This window comes from Skermanella mucosa (assembly GCF_016765655.2).
Classification (GTDB): domain Bacteria; phylum Pseudomonadota; class Alphaproteobacteria; order Azospirillales; family Azospirillaceae; genus Skermanella; species Skermanella mucosa.
In genome coordinates this window covers 200,006-219,536 of the sequence record NZ_CP086106.1, presented here as the reverse complement: position 1 = coordinate 219,536, position 19,531 = coordinate 200,006, and the positions used below count along the sequence as shown (strand labels likewise).

The 19,531-nt window shown below is 61.7% G+C and carries 15 protein-coding genes and 2 pseudogenes; 11 read left to right on the top strand and 6 right to left on the bottom strand.

The window, feature by feature from the left end; translation table 11 throughout:
* Positions 1 to 66 precede the first annotated feature (66 nt).
* The 3 genes and pseudogenes from JL100_RS00985 to JL100_RS00975 all read left to right on the top strand — a co-directional run.
* On the top strand, positions 67 to 684 hold the full coding sequence (locus tag JL100_RS00985) for a DsbA family protein (protein ID WP_202685471.1): 618 nt from the start codon (positions 67 to 69) through the stop codon (positions 682 to 684).
* A gap of 64 nt (positions 685 to 748) precedes the next feature.
* Complete coding sequence (locus JL100_RS00980; protein ID WP_202685470.1) at positions 749 to 2,902, top strand: protein-disulfide reductase DsbD family protein; 2,154 nt, start codon at positions 749 to 751, stop codon at positions 2,900 to 2,902.
* Between the two features lie 173 nt (positions 2,903 to 3,075).
* Positions 3,076 to 3,392: pseudogene (locus JL100_RS00975) on the top strand (helix-turn-helix domain-containing protein); the annotation flags it as partial.
* A 197-nt stretch (positions 3,393 to 3,589) separates the two neighbouring features.
* On the opposite strand, the gene JL100_RS00970 reads toward JL100_RS00975, so the two are convergent.
* Both JL100_RS00970 and JL100_RS00965 read right to left on the bottom strand, forming a co-directional pair.
* Positions 3,590 to 3,880, bottom strand: coding sequence for an IS66 family transposase (locus tag JL100_RS00970; RefSeq protein ID WP_407697038.1), 291 nt, complete (start codon positions 3,878 to 3,880; stop codon positions 3,590 to 3,592).
* Between the two features lie 498 nt (positions 3,881 to 4,378).
* Positions 4,379 to 4,615, bottom strand: a complete 237-nt coding sequence (locus tag JL100_RS00965) for a helix-turn-helix domain-containing protein (protein ID WP_202685469.1) — start codon at positions 4,613 to 4,615, stop codon at positions 4,379 to 4,381.
* Between the two features lie 445 nt (positions 4,616 to 5,060).
* Here JL100_RS00965 and JL100_RS00960 point away from each other — a divergent pair, with 445 nt between their 5' ends.
* Positions 5,061 to 5,630 (top strand): hypothetical protein, encoded by a 570-nt coding sequence (locus JL100_RS00960; RefSeq protein ID WP_202685468.1) that lies wholly within the window; start codon positions 5,061 to 5,063, stop codon positions 5,628 to 5,630.
* A gap of 953 nt (positions 5,631 to 6,583) precedes the next feature.
* Here the strand turns inward: JL100_RS00960 and JL100_RS00955 are convergent.
* Positions 6,584 to 6,772 (bottom strand): annotated as a pseudogene (locus JL100_RS00955) (IS3 family transposase); the annotation flags it as partial.
* 562 nt (positions 6,773 to 7,334) lie between these two features.
* On the opposite strand from JL100_RS00955, the gene JL100_RS00950 reads away from it, so the two are divergent.
* The 5 genes from JL100_RS00950 to JL100_RS00930 all read left to right on the top strand — a co-directional run bounded on the left by JL100_RS00950 (position 7,335) and on the right by JL100_RS00930 (position 15,801).
* Positions 7,335 to 9,983, top strand: coding sequence for an SPW repeat domain-containing protein (locus tag JL100_RS00950; RefSeq protein ID WP_202685467.1), 2,649 nt, complete (start codon positions 7,335 to 7,337; stop codon positions 9,981 to 9,983).
* 11 nt (positions 9,984 to 9,994) lie between these two features.
* Positions 9,995 to 10,810 carry an SDR family oxidoreductase gene (locus tag JL100_RS00945; protein WP_202685466.1) on the top strand — a complete coding sequence of 272 codons (816 nt, stop codon included), beginning with the start codon at positions 9,995 to 9,997 and terminating at the stop codon, positions 10,808 to 10,810.
* Positions 10,811 to 10,843: 33 nt separating this feature from the next.
* The gene (locus JL100_RS00940) at positions 10,844 to 12,640 is read left to right on the top strand and encodes a glycoside hydrolase family 15 protein (protein WP_202685465.1); all 1,797 of its coding nucleotides are present in this window, start codon (positions 10,844 to 10,846) and stop codon (positions 12,638 to 12,640) included.
* Between the two features lie 1,219 nt (positions 12,641 to 13,859).
* Positions 13,860 to 15,128 carry an IS256 family transposase gene (locus JL100_RS00935; protein WP_202685464.1) on the top strand — a complete coding sequence of 423 codons (1,269 nt, stop codon included), beginning with the start codon at positions 13,860 to 13,862 and terminating at the stop codon, positions 15,126 to 15,128.
* A 241-nt stretch (positions 15,129 to 15,369) separates the two neighbouring features.
* A complete protein-coding gene (locus JL100_RS00930) occupies positions 15,370 to 15,801 on the top strand; it encodes a hypothetical protein (RefSeq protein ID WP_228421004.1) in 432 nt (143 codons plus the stop codon).
* On the opposite strand, the gene JL100_RS00925 is transcribed toward JL100_RS00930, so the two are convergent.
* Entirely contained in the window at positions 15,802 to 16,344 is a 543-nt protein-coding gene (locus tag JL100_RS00925) for a transposase (protein WP_228421003.1), read from the bottom strand.
* A 19-nt stretch (positions 16,345 to 16,363) separates the two neighbouring features.
* A complete protein-coding gene (locus JL100_RS00920) occupies positions 16,364 to 16,573 on the bottom strand; it encodes a hypothetical protein (RefSeq protein WP_202685793.1) in 210 nt (69 codons plus the stop codon).
* On the opposite strand from JL100_RS00920, the gene istA reads away from it, so the two are divergent.
* Positions 16,530 to 18,044 (top strand): IS21 family transposase, encoded by a 1,515-nt coding sequence (gene istA, locus JL100_RS00915; protein ID WP_456115307.1) that lies wholly within the window; start codon positions 16,530 to 16,532, stop codon positions 18,042 to 18,044. The genes JL100_RS00920 and istA overlap by 44 nt on opposite strands.
* Positions 18,041 to 18,850, top strand: coding sequence for an IS21-like element helper ATPase IstB (gene istB / locus JL100_RS00910; RefSeq protein WP_202685795.1), 810 nt, complete (start codon positions 18,041 to 18,043; stop codon positions 18,848 to 18,850). Before istA ends, istB begins: the two co-directional genes overlap by 4 nt.
* A 134-nt stretch (positions 18,851 to 18,984) precedes the next feature.
* Here istB and JL100_RS00905 read toward each other — a convergent pair whose 3' ends face one another.
* Positions 18,985 to 19,470, bottom strand: coding sequence for a transposase (locus JL100_RS00905; RefSeq protein ID WP_228421002.1), 486 nt, complete (start codon positions 19,468 to 19,470; stop codon positions 18,985 to 18,987).
* Between the last annotated feature and the right edge of the window lie 61 nt (positions 19,471 to 19,531).

The window sequence follows — 19,531 nt, the reverse complement described above, 5'->3', positions numbered from 1 at the left end:
CCGGAAGACGGGCCAAACCCCGTCACCAGATCCCGATAAACCAACCAGCCCCCTTGGAGTTACCCGATGCCCCTGAACCGAACCCTTCGCGCCGCCGTCCTGGCGGCCTCGTGCCTGTTCTCCGGTGCCGCCATCGCCCAAACGCCGACTGTCCCGCAGACCGCCACAGCCCCCCGCGCATTGGGGAGCCCGGATGCTCCGGTCGAGGTGATCGAGTATGCCTCGCTGACCTGCCATCATTGCGCGACTTTCCACAACGAGGTCCTGGCGCAGGTGAAGAAGGAGCTGATCGACACCGGTAAGGTCCGCCTCGTCTACCGCGACTTCCCCCTGGACCGCATAGCCCTGGAAGCGGCGATCCTGGCACGGTGCGTAGCACCCGAGCGTTACTTCCCGGTCCTCTCGGTCCTGTTCTCGAAACAGGAGGACTGGTCCCACGGGAAGGACCCGGTCGAGGCTCTGGCGCGTATCGGCGCACTGGCCGGCCTGTCACGCCCTGCCTACGATGCCTGCCGGGCCGACAAGGCGCTTCAGGACTCCATCGTCCAGTCCCGCCTCGAGGGCGAGCAGAAGCACGGGGTAGAATCGACCCCCTCCTTCGTGATCGATGGCAAGACCTACAAGGGCGTGCTCCCGATTGATGAGTTCAAGAAGGCTGTCGAACCGTTGCTGCCGAAGCCCTGAGTCGCCGCCGGCGAGAGGATTTCGCGTGCTTAGGCTGAGGCGCGGGACATCGAGAGGCAGTGTGATGAGAAACAGGATGACGGCGGGCCTGGGCATCCGGAGCGTCGCGGCAGTGCTCGCCACGGCAGCTGCGTGGTTCGGCAGTCCTGCCGCCGCCACGATCGGTGAGTGGTCGAGCCACGACACCCTGCAGGCCCGGCTAGTCTCGCCCGTGGAGGCTGTCGGCGATCGGGAAACCATTCCGGTGGGCCTGCACCTGATGCTCGCGGACGGCTGGAAAACCTATTGGCGTTCGCCCGGCGATGCCGGCGCGCCACCGACGGTGGACTGGTCGGCCTCCGCGAACGTCGCCGGGGTGGACTGGCGATGGCCCGCGCCGCACCGCTTCACCCTGTTCGGACTGGAAACCTTCGGTTATGACCGTGAGGTCGTCTTCCCGCTCGACATCCGGGTCGAACGTCAGGGTGAGCCGGTAGTCCTGCGCGGCCGAGCAGACGTGCTGGTGTGCAGCACCGTCTGCATCCCGGTCTCCCTGGAGATCGCACTCGACCTGCCATCCGGGCCGGCTGCGGCCGACGCCGAAGCCGCCAACCTGGTCGCCCGCTTCGAAGCGCAGGTGCCCGACGACGGCGTACGCTCAGGCCTGGAGGTCGAGGCAGCTTCGGTCGAGACCGGCAAGCCGGGGGCCCTGGCGGTTCGCATCGCCTCCAGCAGGCCGATGGTCGAACCCGACGTGCTGGTCGAGGGCGGTGACTGGACGTTCGGCAAGCCGGAGATCTCATTCGCACCGGATGGCCGCGGGGCCACGGCCAGACTGCCGGTCACGTCCGGTCCGGATCTGGTGACCATGCCTGGCAGGACGTTTGTGGTCACCGTGACGGACGGCCCAAGGGCCGCAGAAGCCCGGGTCACGGTCGCCGCATCAAAGACCGGCGGCACGGGTATCGGTGACCTGACCCCAATCCTTCTCCTGGCGCTGCTCGGCGGGCTTGTACTGAACCTGATGCCATGCGTGCTGCCGGTGCTCAGTCTGAAGCTGCTGTCGGTGATCGACCGGCGCGACACCGGGCGTCGTCGCGTGCGGCTGGGCTTCCTGACGACGGCCGCGGGGGTCATGACCTCCATGCTCCTGCTGGCGGGCATGCTCATCGGCCTGAAACTCGCGGGATCCGCCGTCGGTTGGGGCGTGCAGTTCCAGCAGCCGCTGTTCCTGGTGGCCATGGCCGCCGTGCTGGTCGCCTTCTCCGCCAGTCTTGCGGGTGGTCTCGACATTCCCCTGCCGTCCCGTCTCGCCACGGTCCTGGGGCGCGCGGGCGGGAGCGGACATGCCGGCGACTTCGCAACCGGGGCCTTCGCGACCCTGCTGGCGACGCCGTGTTCGGCCCCGTTCGTCGGCACGGCCGTTGGCTTCGCGCTGGCGCGCGGTCCGGTCGAGATCCTGACCATCTTCGCCGCACTGGGCGTCGGCCTGGCATCGCCCTACCTGCTGGTTGCAGCCTTTCCACGGCTGGTCAGCCTCATGCCCCGGCCCGGCCGGTGGATGGCCATGCTTCGCCGGGTGTTGGCCGTAGCACTCCTCGGGACCGCGGCATGGTTGCTGGCGGTGCTGGCGGCCCAGACCTCCTGGCAAGCCGCCTTCGTCATCGCGGGCACCCTGGCCGTGCTCGGCGCGGCACTGATCCTCCGGAACCGCCTCGGCTTCCCGGCGACGCTGGGGCTGGTGGCGGTGTCGCTGTCCGCCGCGGTGGCGTCCCCGGCGTTGCTGAGCGAACCCGCGGAAACGACCGGGACGGCGGCGGCATGGGCGCCGTTCGACCAGGTCGAGATCGGCCGGCTGGTCGCGCAGGGGAGGACGGTGTTCGTGGATGTGACGGCTGACTGGTGCATCACCTGCCAGGCGAACAAGTCGCTGGTCATCGACCGGGGCAAGGTCGCGGACGCGCTGGCGGCACCGGGCGTGGTCCCCATGCGGGCCGACTGGACGCGTCCCGACCCGCGGATCTCGGACTACCTGGCCCGGAACGATCGCTACGGCATCCCGTTCAACGCCGTCTACGGCCCCGGCGCGCCGAGCGGGATCATCCTGCCGGAACTCCTGTCAACAGAGACCGTCCTGGACGCGCTTGGGCGAGCACGGGACGCTTCCACCCTGAATTCACAGAACACTAAGGGCGGCTTTGAGGTGAACGCTTCCGACGATGCGCCACGAGCGCGCTGAGAGAGCACGGATGAACACGGAATTATGAACACCGATCCAGAACTCCCGGAATGGGACGGATCAAGGGCATGATCATGCCGATCATGACCATGACGGTCAGGGACACCCGAGCGGCCTCGAACAGGACGGCAGATTTAAGCGGTCGTCGCAACAGCCTGACGCAGGAGGTTGCGATGAAGAAGCAGAAGCGGCGATCGGATCGATCTGGGCGGGCTCCCCTGCGGTCACCTGGCCGGCCCCCCTCGTAGCGCAACGTGAGGAGCCCCGGCAATTCTGGGCGGCGATTGCGACGGGACAAACGAGCGAGGATGCGGCATCTCTTGCCAAAGTGTCGCCCGCGGTGGGGACACGGTGGTTCCGAGAGGCAGGCGGCATGCCACCAGCGAGGTTCTCATCATCGGAGAAGCCGCCGTCGGGACGGTACTTGCAGTTTGCGGAGCGGGAGGAAATCGCGCTGCTGCGTGCCCAGGGGCGTGGTGTGCGGGAGATCGACGCGGGCGATGGTGAAGACGGAGCTGATCGCGGCCATTTCAGGCGGCTTGTTTCCGGAGCGCCTCGCTGGAGGCCCAGTTCCAGGGCAGGAGTTCGTGCAGGCGGGTGACCAGATGGTCGCCGATGCGGTCGAGCATTGCCGCGCAGCTAGTACCATAATCAGATCTCAATGCTTCCAGACACTTGAAGAAGGGGTCATAATGAACAATTCGTCGAGATCGGCCGGACCGCCCGCTCGGCCGGGTTGTTGTACCGCTTCGCGTTGCCCAAGGGCCCGATCGCCACGCGCCCGTCCTCGATGAACAGGGAGAATGCCTCGACGCGCTTGAGGAAGTAGCACATTGCGGTTGACAGGCCGCCTTTGCCGGGAATGCACCGGAGCCGGTCCTCGCACCATGTCTGGAAGGCTTCGACGAGACCTCGTCTCCGCTCTTGCCGCATTCGGCGGCGCTCCTCCGCCGGTCGCCCGGTAATCTCGCGCTCGATATCGTAAAAGGCGCCGATCCGCTCCAGCGCCTCGAAGGCGATCGGGGAGCCGGTGGACGTGCAGCTAGGCTAGATCGTGAGCGCCGGGGGCCGGATGGACGTGCGACTGGAGTGGATCGAGCGCAGCCCGGATCTGACGAATGAGAAGGAAGACGGCAACGGTTGAGGAAAGGTACTATCACGATTACCCCACGGAGCCGACCGGCGGCGAGAATCCATACCATTGCTGCTCTCACTGCGGCGTGTCCGAACCCCGGATCGACGGGCGGCTGAAGAGGCATGCATTGTAATGCCGGTTTCTATATGAAGGGCGGATAAAAGCTTGGCTCTTCCGCATTCCCGGTGCAGGTTGGTGCAAACGGGCGATTGGACGAGCATATAAAAGGAACCAGTCCTTCCGCAGCTGCATCGCTCTTGATCACTGAGCCTCTGTTGTCGGACGGGCTGGTCGAACGGCGACACAATGATAATGAACCTTTTTCTACCCCGCTGAAACAATTACTGTTTCCTGTCAACAATACACCGACCTTCTTCGAGGATCAAAACAGCAGCTTCAACGCCAAGCGCAGCACCGAACTGGCAGAGCACCATTACCGTTGGATTGCGCACTCCACGTTCTACGCCACTGACATAAGTCCGGTCCACGCCGGCGGTGAGAGCAAGATCCTCCTGTGACCACCCTCTAGCTTGGCGCAGCCGACGTAAATTTTGTCCTACCAACAAACGTATGTCCATACCGGACGCAAGCGTGTTGCAGACAGGAAGTCTACGGACTATAGTCTACAAACGGAGGAGGAATTGGCGCGGAGGCACCACGGCGCCGCCGTCAGGCAGTTAAAGCCAAAAAGGTCTGATATGATGAACCATACGTATCAGCAGTATATTCGGAGCAGCCTGTGGCGCAGGAACCCAGCGCGTCTGGAGGAGCTGCGACGGTCTGATCATCGCTGCCGCTTGTGCAACAGAGCACCCCCAGAGGTGGTTCTGACGGTCCATCACCGAACCTACGAGCGACTCGGTCACGAACAACCAGAGGATCTCACGACCCTTTGTACGGAATGCCATTTCGCCGTTACTGACCGCGAACGACGCTGGCGCTATGCAAAAAGCCCGGTGTACGTGCAGGAAGTTCGCCATCTGGTAAATAGGACATTTCCTTCGATCGAAGAGGAGGCCCTTCATGACCTACTCGTTGCTGCATATCCGGATGACCGGCGTCGCGCCCTTGATTATGCGCGCGGCTGTGTTGGCCGATCCTCTTCATCCTCTTAGCCGTAAACTCAGTGAAATCACCCGAAAGAAGCTGAAGACCGATGCGGATTTTGAAAGAATTGCTCAGATCGAGTGGTATGGTAGTCTTTGGGCAGAGCACGGCAAATTGGTAATCCCTGGTGAAGCCATTGAGGCCATGTTTGTGCGCGGGGCCCGAACTCGTAGAATTGGCCGTGCTGCTCTGGCCGGCCTCATTTGTCCGAACAATTCGAAACTGATCTACGATGGCCCTTCAAGTTTAGACGACCTCTGGGCTAATCCTGAATACCGCATCCGCTCTCCAGTACGTGTTAACGCAAATCGAACGATTAGAACTAGACCGATAGTACGCCAATGGGCAGCTGATGTTGAAATACATTATCAGTGTTCACTGCTGAACGAGCGCGACATCTTAGATATTTTTTGCCTTGCTGGTGAGCAGTTTGCTTTAGGAGACTGGAGGCCACGCTTCGGCAGGTTCAGTGTGTCTCAGTTGTAAAGATTCTTGTTTGAACTTCTTCGGTTTTGCTTTGGTGGGGTGGGGTTTGGTTTGGCATGCTAGGGTCTTCATGGGGTGGCATTTGCCACCCCACTTTCCCCGCTGCCATATAAACTCACATTGGGGCGCATGTTGGAAACTGGAGGACAAGATGAATGTTCGTCTGCTACCAATCCGTTTAGGGGACAGACGGCTAGTTGCTCGCGGTTGGCTTATCTTTGCCTATGGGGCCGTACGTGGAATTGTGACTGAAAGATCAGATGGCTGCATCCATTATGGTTACTCATGTGATCGCCGCCTGCAGCCAGAAGATGGGTACATGCTCTTCCACAGTCTTGAAGAAGCTTCTAAGTGGTTTGATGATCGGTTAACTGAGTAAGGAAACATCCCACTTAAGTCAAGCATTCGGTACGCTTGTCTCTCTAGTTTTATGACTTCGGCCCCTGGAGCATATACAGGTGAGCGTTGCAGGATGTATGTCACCTGCTCTGAAGAACTGGGCATCCGGTTGAGATTTCTATGAAAGCTCCGCACCGACCCTTTCCTCGCAAAAGTTGTCCAGTTCTCGTTCGGCTAACAACTTGATCGTGCTGGCATAGTTGTATTAAGCATGATTTCGGTAGAAGCAGCAATATCCCGAAAAGACCAACAGGACTCAGGAACCCGGCATGCCGAAAAGCTTCGACGTCGTAATTGCTTGTATGGGGTTTTTGGTGTCAAGCCGGTAATCGTTGTTGGGCTCCTTCAGTTCGGTTGCGCTACAGGGCTACAGTGCCGTGCGCTAAATCCGAAGCACCCATACCGTTGCTCTGGCATTTCTGGGCCACACCACGCTCCAAAGCGATCCAGATTTAACGCAATCCGCTGTAGTGGCCGGATCAAGAGCGCGCCCGGTCGGCGCGTCACCGCTGAACTGAACCGCGCCGGGATTCCCGGAGGCCGATTTGGTTGAGTCACGCCGCCCTGGCGGCATCCTCGGTTTGAGCATAGTAGAGCGCTTCGGCCTCGGCGGGCGGGATATTGCCGGTGGGTTCGAGCAGGCGCCGGTGATTGAACCAGTCCACCCATTCCAGGGTGGCGAACTCGACGGCTTCCAGGGTCCACCTCACAAGAAATGGGGCCTCCGGTAAACCCGGTGCGGTTCAGTTCATTGCGCGATCCTGGCAGGCTGCCAGATCATCCTTGCACGCATCGCGGTAAGAACTGAACAGCCCAGGAGTGCACTGCCTGGCGACGAGGGGATCCTTGAGGCCGTCCTCCCTTCGTTACGAATTGTTACAAATCAGCCGGCAGGGGAAACTGCCGGATTGCGGCTGTGTTTGAGAAGGCGTCACTACCTGATGAGGTGCGTCACCACTGCAGGTGATGCGCCAATCAAATGTTGAACACGGGCTAAAGCTGTGCCTCAAACACCTCAAGGGCCCGGAAGCGTTGTTCAAGCTGGTGAGGGAGAGTGAGATGCAAAGCCAATGACACGGCCTGCGTGCAGACTGGTCATCAGCCGCGATTAGCATGCAGGCATTTACACGGCAAAGCGGCAGTTAACCTGAACCGGTTGTCACTCGCCGATCCTAAGTCCAGATGGTCATCCGAGGAGCCAGTTCCCGCGAACAATCAAAAGAAGAGGGTAGAACTCATCCGCCGCTCGAAAGCGTGATTCGCGCCGCTGCCACCTTGAAAATGTAAAGAGCAGGAGAATAATGAATGCCGGAGAATAAGGATGTCATTGTTCTAACAGGTGCAAGTGGCTTCATCGGCAGCGGCGTCATCAAAAGACTGGCTGAGCAGTATACGCTTGTTGCTCTTGACCGTCCCGGTCCGCCTGACCCGCCGGCGCCAGCCCACGCCGTTGACTTTGATTTGAGCTCAGACGAAAAGGTGATAGTTGCCTTAGAGGAGGTTCGCCGCCGCTTTGGGACACATATCGCCTCCGTCCTGCACTTCGCCGCCTACTATGATGTTTCAGGCGAACCGAACGCGCTCTACGACAAGATTACCGTCCAGGGCACACGTCGGCTGATAGACAGCTTTCAAGACTTTGACGTCGAGCAGTTCGTCTTGGCGAGCACGATGCTGGTCCATAAGCCTACCAATCGGCCAGACAAGCTCATCAACGAGAGTTCGCCTGTCGAACCGTCCTGGTCTTACCCCGAGTCGAAGGTGCGCACAGAGCGCCTGCTGCACGAACGGCACGGACAAATCCCGGTGGTTATGCTCCGAGTCGCTGGCGTCTATGACGATCTTGGCCACTCTCCCTTTATCGCTGAGCAGGTAGCACGGATTTATGAGCACCGGCTCATCGCCCACCTTTACCCCGGGATGCTTTGTGCCGGTCAGTCCTTCGTCCACATCGACGACCTGAGTGACGCTATCGCCCGCCTGGTCGAGCGCCGTCGCGATCTCCCGCCTGAACTCCCGCTCCTCATCGGCGAGTCAGATGCGGTGGGGTATGCGGAAGTGCAGAACATCATCGGTGAAGCCATGCATGGTGAGAACTGGATGACGGTGCGTGTTCCTCAGGGTCTTGCCAAAGTGGGTACATGGCTTCAGGATGAGGTAATCGGCTCAGACGATTTCATCAAGCCTTGGATGGTCGAGCAGGCAAACGACCATTATGTGCTGGACACTTCACGGGCGCGCGAACTCCTTGGCTGGGAACCGAAACACAGGTTGCGCGATACACTCCCCCGGATCGTGGCGGCGCTCCAGCGGGACCCTGTCGCTTGGTACAAAGCAAACAAGCTGAATCCCGCTCTCGTCGCTTGGCATGGACAGCGGCCAGCACGCGAAACTCCGAAAGAAAGCACGGACCACGGCGCAGCCGCCAGTGCCTTGGCTCATGACGACGATAGTGCCGACCATGCCGCGATGGGTCACACAGAACAAGGTGATGCCCATTCCGGAAATGACCCAATGACCGGTATGGGTGGTCATGATCACATGGCCATGATGGAGCAGGACGCCCGGCGCACCCGTTGGGCACATTTCGCCAACGTCGGCTTAGGCTTGTGGCTCGCAGCCAGTCCGCTGGTCTATGACGCGGTTTCGAGCGAGACAGTAGGCGCTGCGGTCCACGCTGTGACTGAAGAGCGCGGGCTGCCCTCAGTCGAATGGCGAGCGGGCGCCCTCATGGCGAGCGACATTGTCAGCGGGCTGTTAATCGCCTTGTTCGGCACTCTTTCGCTTTCCAAACGAACAGCCTGGTTCGCGCAGTGGGCGGTCACCTTCATTGGAATCTGGCTCTTGTTCGCTCCGCTTCTATTTTGGAGCCCGAGCGCAGCGCAATACCAAAACAACCTTCTCGTCGGCTCGCTCGTGATCGCCTTCTCTGTACTTGTACCCATGATGCCAGGCATGAGCATGGCTGGCATGATGGACCCGAAGGTGGTGCCACCCGGCTGGACCTACTGTCCATCGACCGGCGCGCAGCGGCTACCAATTGCCGCTCTGGGCCTTATTGGCCTTCTTATCTCGCGCATGCTTACCGCTTACCAGCTCGGGCACGTTGATTACGCCTGGGAGCCGGTCTTCGCGGGCAATCCCCTCGACCCGAAGAACGGTACGGAGGAGATTATTACCTCGGCCGTCTCGAAGGCTTGGCCCATCCCGGATGCGGGTTTGGGTGCCGTGAGTTACATACTCGAGATCCTTATGGCAGTCATGGGCACCCGCGACCGTTGGCGTACAATGCCGTGGATGGTGACCTTCTTCGGCATCCTTGTGATCCCGCTTGGGGTAGTGAGCATTTATTTCATCATCATCCAGCCGATTGTGATCGGCACTTGGAGCACGCCCGCATTGCTCGCAGCAGCCGCAATGCTCGTCATGATCCCCTTCGCCCTGGACGAGGTAATCGCGATGGGACAGTTTCTGTACTGGGCTCATTGCCGGGGCAAGCCGCTGGTCCGGACCTTCTTTCAGGGCGACGCGGTTGACGGCGGCCAGGAGGACACCTCCGATACACTCTCAAGCCCCCGTGCGATTTGGATGGATACGATACGCGGTGTCACATTGCCCTGGACGCTCAGCGTTTCAATGGCCATTGGCGCGTTTCTCATGTTGACCCGGCCTATCTTCGGAACGTCGGGCCAGATGGCCAACAGCGACCATATCGTCGGCGCGCTGATTATCACCGTGGCGATCATTGCGACGGCAGAGGTGGCTCGCCCGCTTCGGTTCATCAACGTTCTGTTCGGCGTGTGGCTCGTCGTTGCGCCTTGGCTTCTTGACGGTGCCTCAAATCTAGCTGCCATAGCGAGCGTCATTTTGGGGTTGGCGCTTATGGGCCTGAGTCTGCCGCGTGGGCGACGTAGCAACGAGCACTATGCAAGCTGGGACCGGTACATCATTTGAGGAATACAATCATGGTTCATGATAATCCTCATCCGTTACATGGCCAAGCGGCTCTGGTAACCGGTGGCAGCTCAGGCATCGGAGCTGCTACCGCCTATGCCTTAGGGGCCGCCGGAGCGGCAGTTGGTGTCAATTACCGCTCCCATCCTGAAGGAGCACAGCGGATTGTCGAGAACATCCGAGAGAGTGGTAGTAAAGCGATCCCACTTGAAGCTGATGTTTCGAATGAGACCGAGGTCCAAGCCATGCCCGATGCTTTCATCGGTGAGTTCGGCCGAATTGATATCTTGGTAGCGAACTCTGGGATTCAACAGGACGCGCCCTTTAGCGATATGACCTTAGATCAGTGGCAGCGTGTCATCAACGTGAACCTTACAGGCCAGTTCCTGTGCGCCCGCGAGGCAGTCCGGCGGTTCCTGAAGCAGGGAGTTGCCCCGTCGGTCTCACGAGCACGGGGTAAAATTATCTGTTTGTACTCTGTCCATGAAGTTGTTCTTTGGGCTGGGCACATCAACTACGCGGCATCAAAGGGTGGCATCATGCTAATGATGAAAAGCCTCGCCCAGGAGGTAGCCGAGCATGGCATCCGGGTAAACGGCAATGCGCCGGGAGCCATCAAGACGTCAATCAACAGGGAGGCCTGGAGTACATCTGCGGCTGAACGCAAGCTGCTTGAGCTGATCCCTTACGGGCGGGTCGGCGAGCCGGAAGACGTTGCGAAAGCCGCGGTCTGGCTAGCGTCGGATGCATCGGACTATGTGGTTGGAACCACAATATTCGTCGACGGGGGCATGGCCCTCTATCCGGGGTTCCGGGAGAACGGTTGAGCCTGTTTCTTTAACTGCACCTTGGAGCCCAAGATGCCGTCTCGGATTGAGGATTATGCGCTGGTCGGCGACTGCGAGACCGTAGCCCTAGTGGATCGTAACGGATCAATCGACTGGCTGTGTTGGCCGCGGTTTGACTCTGGCGCGTGCTTTGCTGCATTGCTCGGCGGGCCGGAGCATGGACACTGGATCGTTGCTCCCGTCGAGTCGGGGCCGCGTGTCAGTCGACATTACCGTAATGGGACAATGATCCTGGAGACTGACTTTGTGACGGCGGATGGCGCCGTCACACTGATTGACTTCATGCCGTTACGTGGTGCTGCATCCGATTTAGTGCGCATCGTTGTCGGGAGGCGTGGGCAAGTTACAATGCGTACGGAGTTGGTGCTTCGTTTCGGCTACGGCACCATGATCCCGTGGGTCACTCGTTTGCCAGACGGGACTGGCTTGCGGGCCATCGCAGGCCCGGATATGGTCGTACTGCGGACGACAGTCCCACTCCATGGTGAGAATCTTAAGACCCTTGGTGAATTCACGATTCATGCGGGAGAGAGTGCCTCATTCGTCCTCACCTACGGCCCCTCACACCTCCGCCTGCCGGAGCCTGTTGACCCGGTTGCTGCTCTCAAGGACACCGAGGCATTCTGGCAAGAGTGGTCATCGCGCTGTCAGCACACGGGTGAGTGGCGCGATGCCGTTCTGCGCTCCCACATTACGCTCAAAGCTTTAACCTACCGCCCGACGGGCGGCATAGTTGCCGCGCCGACCACCTCTCTACCGGAACAACTCAGAGGGCCCCGCAATTGGGACTACCGATTCTGTTGGCTGCGAGATGCTACGTTTACACTGTTGTCGCTCATTGACGCCGGCTACTTAGAAGAAGCATGCGCTTGGCGCGAGTGGCTGCTGCGTGCTGCGGCAGGAAGTCCCCAACAGGTACAGATCATGTACGGTGTCGCCGGCGAGCGCCATCTAAACGAGTGGGAGGTGCCGTGGCTGCCCGGCTATGAAGGCTCGCAGCCTGTCCGCGTGGGCAATGCCGCGTTCGGGCAACTCCAACTCGACGTTTTCGGAGAGGTGATCGACGCTCTTTACCAGGCACGAGTCGCAGGGCTTCCCGGGAGCGAAGCGGGCTGGGCTCTGGAGCGCGCACTTGTTGATCATCTCGAGACAGTCTGGAAAGAGCCCGATGAGGGCATCTGGGAGGTGCGTGGGGGGCGCCGCCACTTCACCCATTCCAAAGTCATGGCCTGGGTTGCTCTCGACCGTGCTATCAAGGGCGTGGAGACCTTGGGCCTCAAAGGCCCTGTGGAGCATTGGCGCAAACTTCGGCGCACAATTCACGAAGACGTATGTCGCAACGGATTCAATTCCGATCTAAGCAGCTTCGTGCAATCGTATGGGTCGACGGAGCTGGATGCCAGCTTGCTTTTAATCCCTCTGGTCGGCTTCCTACCCCCAAGTGATCTACGCGTCCAGCAGACCGTCAATGCGATCGAGCAACGTCTTGTCGTGGATGGGTTAGTGCTACGTTATAATACCGGAGAAGCAGCTGACGGCCTGCCACCCGGGGAGGGAGCATTTTTGGCCTGCAGCTTCTGGCTCGTAGACAATCTAGCCCTCCTGGGACGGCACAATGATGCGCGCGCTTTGTTCGAACGGCTTCTGGACTTGCGAAACGATGTCGGCCTCTTAGCGGAGGAGTATGATCCTCGCACCGGCCGGCATCTTGGTAACTTTCCACAGGCCTTCAGCCACCTTGCTCTTGCCAACAGTGCCCGCAACCTGTCTGCAGGCCTCCGGCCCGCAACGCAACGCGCCAGCAGCTAAGAATGCTTCTTTAAGACAGACGCAGGAATATGTAATGCATTTAACTCCTCCATACTGAAGGCATCCGGCCCTGTTTATTTCCACAAACTGCATAACTTATTTTCGCGTCTGCCCTTAGTTGCGGCGCTCTTGCCTGGATGCCCCTCCGGGATGAGTGAAGGTCGGCGCCCGACGGGCGGAGGGCTGTGCCTGCGGCCATTATCGACAGTCACTAGACCCGTTACATATGGCACCGCCGTCCCGCAAAGACCGCTCCAGCATCACAGCGATCAAAGACGCCGGTACTGCTTATGATATCCGCTTTAGTTTCAAAGAACTTCAGCTTGTTACGAAGTGTTACAAATGAGTTCGTTCGCGAGACGGCTAGTGATATGGAGTGTTTAAAGGGCATCAACCTCGCAAAGGAGGCCGTCGCGAACATGTAGCAGTGCATCCAGAAGTGCCTGATTGACATGGTGCTTGCTTGAGAAATCTCGGTCCGGGAAATGTGCTGCAGGCACGCTGGAACCTCATCAGATAATGGGCATGACTCGAAGCGGCGTCCTCTGTCGCGCCAATGTTGCCTGATGTACATGCCTCCCTCGGCTGTCTATGAAATAGTGTTCTCACCCAGTCCAGAGTAGTCAAACGTGCTGCCCGATTCTGTCCCTTCCAGAGGTTTCGCCGAGGAGGCTGGATGTCCTTAGTTAGGGCAAGTCGGATGAGATCATGCACTCGTTGTGATCTCGTTTTATTTCGGATTACGAGTTGCTTTATTTATGAAACTGCGCCTCTAAGAAGGTAGCAAGACAAAGCACTATGCTGAGATCAGCCATCATAACAAACACTGGGGGAATGTAGCATAATGGCCCGCGAGATAATTGATATACATCCCGACGTGAAGGGCAACGTCAGTGACGCCCTGATTCGCTCTATCGAGGAGTGTTACTCCTGCGCTCAGACCTGCATCTCGTATGCGGACGCCTGCTTGGCCGAGGACATGGTCAAGGAACTCCGTCAGTGCATTCGGCTCAATCTCGAATGCGCGGACATCTGTGTGGCCACTGGATCAGTCGCGACACGATGCACCGGATCGAACGAAGAACTGATCCGCTTCACACTGAGGGCCTGCGCGGTCGCTTGAGCTATGGCGGAAACTGGGTGATGACGGTCTGAGGAAGGCGGCGTATCGAGGTGGGTGACCAAACCTGCCAGAACCTCCACGAGGGAGCGATACGCCATGACCGAAGATAGCAAAGTTGTCCCGCTGCGTCAGCCTGACGAGATCGACGACCCGTTGACCGCCGTTTTGCGAACCGGAGCCCGTCGGCTGCTGGAGCAGGCGATCGAGGCGGAGGTGGCGGCTTTCCTGGCCGAGCGGAAGGACCTCAAACTGCCGGATGGCCGTGACCGGCTTGTCCGGCATGGTCACGGCCCGGAGCGCGTGATCCAGACCGGCATCGGCCCGGTCGAGGTCCGCCGGGCCAAGGTCCGCGACCGCGGTGCCGAGAATGGCGGCGAGCGCATCGATTTCACCTCGACACTGCTGCCGCGCTGGGCACGCCGGACACGCAGCCTGGATGCTCTGCTTCCCATCCTCTATCTTCGCGGCATTTCCACCGGCGACTTCCAGGAAGCCCTGGCCGCGCTGCTCGGCAAGGAGGCGCCGAACCTGTCACCCGCCGTCCTCGTCCGGCTGAAGGAGGACTGGGCGGCCGACTACGCGCGCTGGCAGGGGCGCGACCTGTCGGCCCGCCGGTACGTCTATGTCTGGGCCGACGGCGTCTACCTCCAGGCCCGCATGGAACCGGCGGCCGAGTGCATGCTGGTGATCATCGGCGCCACCCCGGAGGGCCGGAAGGAGCTGGTCGGTTTCCAGGTCGGCGTGCGCGAGAGCGCGCAGAGTTGGCGCGAGCTGCTGGTCGACATCCAGGCCCGCGGCTTGGCGGTCGCCCCCGAACTGGCAATCGCCGACGGCGCGCTCGGGTTCTGGAAGGCGTTGGAGGAGGTCTTCCCCGCGACCCGGCATCAGCGCTGCTGGCAACACAAATCGGTCAATGTCCTGAACAAGGTGCCCCGGTCCGTCCAGCCCGCGGTGAAGCGGGACCTGCGGGAGATCTGGATGGCTCCGGACCGCAAGACGGCGGAAGCCGCCCTGGTCACCTTCGAGAAGAAGTATGCGGCCAAGTACGCCAAGGCGGTCGAGTGCCTGACCCGGGACCGCGAGGCTCTGCTCGCCTTCTACGGCTTCCCCGCCGAACACTGGGATCACGTGCGGACCACGAATCCCATAGAAAGCGTGTTCGCGACCGTACGGCACCGGACATTCCGGACCAAAGGCGCGCTCTCGCAGCAAACCGCCAGGCTGATGGTCTTCAAGCTGATCACCGCCGCCGCGAAAACCTGGCGCCGCCTTCAGGGCGAAAACCAGTTGCCCAAGGTCATTCAGGGCATCACATTCCGTGACGGCATCGAGGTCTCCGATCCCGCCTCACAGGACGCCGCCTGATCGGACCGTCACCCAAATTCCGCTATAGCTCCGGTCGCTTGTCGCCTGAGCGGTACGGAATGCGACAGCCATGCGTCGATGCACGAGCATTGCAGAATGTGCGCGGAACCGTGCCGACGCTGTGCGCAGGCTTGCCAAGTCGGACTTCAGCGGTCTTATGTAGCTGCCGCCACCAAGAGCGGCTTGCAAAGTACCCCCGACATGAGGAGCATAACCCCATCTTTTCAAGAGGATACGGGTTATGGCCGAACCGCATGTCGTTGCCGCTTTGAAGGACAAGCGGGCCGAGTTGTCCGGCAGCATCGCCGATCTGGAAAAGCGGATCGGCCAGCACCGGGCCGATTTGTTGCATGTTGACGCGGTCTTGCGGCTGTTCGCGCCCGAGTTCGAGCCGGCAACGATCCCTCCAAGGGCGGTGCGCCGGCCCAACAGCTGGTTCAAGCCGGGCGAACTGGCCCGGTTGCTCCTCGAGGTGTTGCGAACGGCGCCGGCGGCGTTGTCAGTTCGCGAGATCACCGTGCAGATCATGGAGCGCCGGGGGCTCGATCCCCAGGACGGCCGAACGGCGGAGCTGCTGCGCAAGCTGGTCAGCAATGCCCTGAACCGGCAGGCCGCCGATCTGGTGGAGCGGATCCAGGACGGTGTCCTGGTCAGCTGGCAGGTGCGCGAGTGATCAGGCGGCGGGGCGGCTGCGTTGCCAATAGCCGCAGAAATCGACAGACGGACCGGTGCGGGTGACCAGCACGAGGACGGTGCGCACTTGCAGGCCGTTGCGGTCGCGCCGGTGATCTTCCTTCCAGGAAGCCTCCCGCGCGTAGCGAACCAGATAGACGCCGGAGATGCGATGGTGATGCCCCATCTCGCCCCGGCGAAGTCTTGCGAAATAAGCCTCCGCCTGGTTGGTGCAGGCCTCGTCGTTGGCGTACTCGACCGAGTGGTTGATCCGCCGGGTGTCGAACCGGGCATGCAGGGCGTTCCAGGCCGAAGACTCGTCGGCGTGCACCGTCGAGGCGCGATCGACCCTGGCCTTGATGAAGCTGGCGGCGGCATCCTCGCTGGCGAACACGGCGGGCAAGGTGGCGCCCAGGCTGGTGCCGGACAGCGCGCGTTCCCGGATCACCACGACGACCTGGCGCCGGCCGCTCCGGTTCTCCGCCAGACGCCGGTCTATGCGATCGTCCTTGCGGTTCGCGGGCCGGACGTTATCCCGCGACAATCAAGGTGAGAACGGAGCGTCAATCTGGATGAGAAAGTGTCGCCAGCGCCGTGCCGGAGTGAGGGCGTAGCCCGATCGGAGGCACGGCGCTGGCGACGGTGTGATCCTTGATCGGATCACGCCGTCTGGCGGTCGCGATGGTCTGAGCAATGATGGGTCTCTTCACGCCGCTGAGGAGCCCGCCGTTGCCCGGCCGACACGTCACCGATCGCCAGATGAGGTTGTACATGAAGTTTCGCCAAACTAACGATCCGGCCGTAGCGGGAGCCAAGGCCGGTTTCAGCACGGCCACGGCCTACCGGATCGAGACCGATCCTCAACTCCCGTCACGGACCAAGCAGCCCCGCGGGCGTCGTCGCCCCGATCCGCTCGCCGCCGTCTGGGACGGCGAGATCCTGCCAATGCTCCGCGCGGCCCCGGCTCTGCGCCCGGTCGGTGTGCTGGAGGAGATCCTGCGCCGGCATCCCGAGCTGGGGCCGGCCATCCGACGCACGCTCGAACGCCGGATACGCTCCTGGCGGGCGGTCCATGGGCCGGAGAGGGAGGTGATCTTTCGTCAGGAGCATCCCCCGGGCTTGCAGGGCCTGTCCGATTTCACCGACGTGGTGGAACTGGGCGTCCACATCGCCGGCACGCCCTTCGAACACAGGCTCTATCATTTCCGTCTGGCGTTCTCCGGCTGGGAGCATGTCCATGTCGTGCTGGGCGGGGAGAGCTTCGTGGCTCTGGCCGAGGGCTTGCAGAACGCCCTGTGGGCGCTCGGCGGGGTTCCAGCCGAGCATCGCAGCGACAGCCTGTCGGCCGCCTTCCGCAACCTCGACCGCGACGCCCGCGAAGACCTGACCCGACGCTACGATGCCCTATGCGTCCACTACGGCATGACCCCGACGCGCAACAACACCGGCGTCGCCCACGAGAACGGCGCCATTGAAAGTCCGCACGGCCATCTGAAGAAGGCCCTGGAGGACGCCCTGCTGCTGCGCGGCAGCCGCGATTTCACCGACCTGCCGGGCTACCGGCGCTTTATCGATGAACTCGTCGGCCGCCGCAACGCGCGCCAGGGCAAGCGGATCGACCTGGAGCGCGCCGCCCTCAAGGCCCTGCCGGAGCGCCGGACCGGCGACTTCGAGGACGCCCTCGTCACGGTGACCTCGAGCGGCGGCTTCACCCTGCGCAAGGTGTTCTACACGGTGCCCTCGCGGCTGATCGGTCACCGCCTGCGGGTCCGGCTGTACGACGACCGGCTCGAGTGCTTCCTCGGCGCGACCCCTGTGATGACCGTTCCGCGCGGGCGCTCCCATCCCAGCGGCAAGCACGGTCATGTGGTGGACTATCGCCACGTCATCCATGCCCTGAAGCGCAAGCCCATGGCGCTGCTCAACCTCGTCTACCGCGACCAGCTCTTCCCACGCGCCGCCTATGCCGGCGCCTTTGACGCGCTGCTCGCCGCACAGCCCGACCGCAAGGCCTGCCAGATCATGGTCGGCCTGTTGGCGCTGGCCCACGAGCGGGGCTGCGAGGCCGGCCTCGCCCAGGCGCTCGACCAGGATCTCGCGGCCGGCCGGCTGCCCGATCTCAGGACCCTGGAAGCCCGCTTCGCACCCGATCCCGCCCGCGTTCCGGACGTCACCGTCGCGCTGACGCCACTGTCCGATTATGACGAACTGGGCACCGTCCAACTCGTTGGAGATGCCGCATGAAGACTACCGATCCCGTCGATGCCGCCCGCCTGGAGCTGATGCTGACCGAACTCCGCCTGCCGGCGATCAAGCTCCTGTGGTCCCGGTTCGCCGACCAGGCCGACAAGGAAGGCTGGCCGGCGGCCCGCTTCCTGGCGGCCCTGAGCGAACATGAGATCGCCGAGCGCGACCGGCGCCGCATCGAGCGGCACCTCGTCGACGCGCGGCTGCCGGTCGGCAAGACCCTGGAGAGCTTCGACTTTGACACCGTGCCCATGGTCGGCAAGGCTCAGGTCATGGCGCTCGCGGCCGGCGACAGCTGGCTTGAAAAAGGAGCCAATCTGATTCTTTTTGGGCCGCCTGGTACCGGGAAGAGTCATCTGTCCGCCGCTCTCGGCCTCGCCCTGGTCGAAAACGGCTGGCGCGTCCTGTTCACCCGGACCACCGACCTCGTCCAGAAGCTTCAGATCGCGCGCCGCGATCTGGCGCTCGCGGCGGCAATCGACAAGCTCGACAAGTACCATCTCCTGATCCTCGACGACATCGCCTACATCAGCAAGGATCAGGCCGAAACCTCGGTCCTGTTCGAACTGATCAGCGCCCGCTACGAACGCCGATCCATGCTCATCACCGCCAATCAGCCCTTCGGCGACTGGAACAGGATCTTCCCCGATCCCGCCATGACGCTCGCCGCCATCGACCGCCTTGTTCATCACTCGACGATCCTCGAGATGAACGTCGAAAGCTATCGCCGGCGAACCGCCCTCGAGCAAAAACGGGGCCGGGGTCGCCCCGCCGCCCACGCGACGCCCAAATCCACCTCTTGATTGTCGCGCCGCGTCAATCAGGCCAAAACCTCAACCACGCTCTTGCTCTTCCTGTAAACAGCGGCAATCATGCTTCCACTGCGACCGCTGTTTCTCATCCAGATTGTCGCTCGCTTCTCATCCAGATTGTCGCGCTACAGGACGTGGCCGCCGACGTAGCAGCCGTCGATCTCGACGTGCCGCCCGGCGCCACCAAGCCGCAGGTCCTTGACCTCCGAGGCCATCGCTTCGCGGATCTTGTGGGCCAGCACGAAGGCTGTCTTGTATTGGACGTCGAGGTCGCGCGACAGCGCGAGTGCTGCCTTGCCCTTGACCTCGTCGCAGAAGATCACGACCGCCGCCAGGTAATCGCGGATCTCCAGCTTGTGGAAGGCGAACAGGGTGCCCGACGTCGGGCTGAAGTCGCGCCGGCAGGCCGAGCAGCGGAACCGCGGCGCCCCATTGGGCCGCGGACAGGACCAGCAGGTCGGACAGCCGCAGTGCGGGCACACCGGCGCCCCCTCGGTCTCCGGCCAGCGGATCGTGCAGAACAGCGTCCAGGCCTCATCCTCCTCCATCCGCAGGATCTGCTTCAGGCTGACGGTCCGGGCGGCGGCGCTCAGGAGAAAGTGCTGCGACATGGGCAATCTCCGGCTTCGGCGATCCCCAGAGTCTACAGCGATCATGCCGCTGCGGAAGCAC

What these genes read in the sequence shown, in the direction of transcription:
- JL100_RS00985 (WP_202685471.1), top strand. Translation starts at nt 67, where the DNA reads ATGCCCCTGAACCGAACCCTTCGCGCCGCCGTCCTGGCGGCCTCGTGC.
- JL100_RS00980 (WP_202685470.1), top strand. Translation starts at nt 749, where the DNA reads ATGAGAAACAGGATGACGGCGGGCCTGGGCATCCGGAGCGTCGCGGCA.
- JL100_RS00965 (WP_202685469.1), bottom strand. Translation starts at nt 4,615, where the DNA reads ATGGACATACGTTTGTTGGTAGGACAAAATTTACGTCGGCTGCGCCAA.
- JL100_RS00960 (WP_202685468.1), top strand. Translation starts at nt 5,061, where the DNA reads ATGACCTACTCGTTGCTGCATATCCGGATGACCGGCGTCGCGCCCTTG.
- JL100_RS00950 (WP_202685467.1), top strand. Translation starts at nt 7,335, where the DNA reads ATGCCGGAGAATAAGGATGTCATTGTTCTAACAGGTGCAAGTGGCTTC.
- JL100_RS00945 (WP_202685466.1), top strand. Translation starts at nt 9,995, where the DNA reads ATGGTTCATGATAATCCTCATCCGTTACATGGCCAAGCGGCTCTGGTA.
- JL100_RS00940 (WP_202685465.1), top strand. Translation starts at nt 10,844, where the DNA reads ATGCCGTCTCGGATTGAGGATTATGCGCTGGTCGGCGACTGCGAGACC.
- JL100_RS00935 (WP_202685464.1), top strand. Translation starts at nt 13,860, where the DNA reads ATGACCGAAGATAGCAAAGTTGTCCCGCTGCGTCAGCCTGACGAGATC.
- JL100_RS00930 (WP_228421004.1), top strand. Translation starts at nt 15,370, where the DNA reads ATGGCCGAACCGCATGTCGTTGCCGCTTTGAAGGACAAGCGGGCCGAG.
- JL100_RS00920 (WP_202685793.1), bottom strand. Translation starts at nt 16,573, where the DNA reads ATGTACAACCTCATCTGGCGATCGGTGACGTGTCGGCCGGGCAACGGC.
- istB (WP_202685795.1), top strand. Translation starts at nt 18,041, where the DNA reads ATGAAGACTACCGATCCCGTCGATGCCGCCCGCCTGGAGCTGATGCTG.
- JL100_RS00905 (WP_228421002.1), bottom strand. Translation starts at nt 19,470, where the DNA reads ATGTCGCAGCACTTTCTCCTGAGCGCCGCCGCCCGGACCGTCAGCCTG.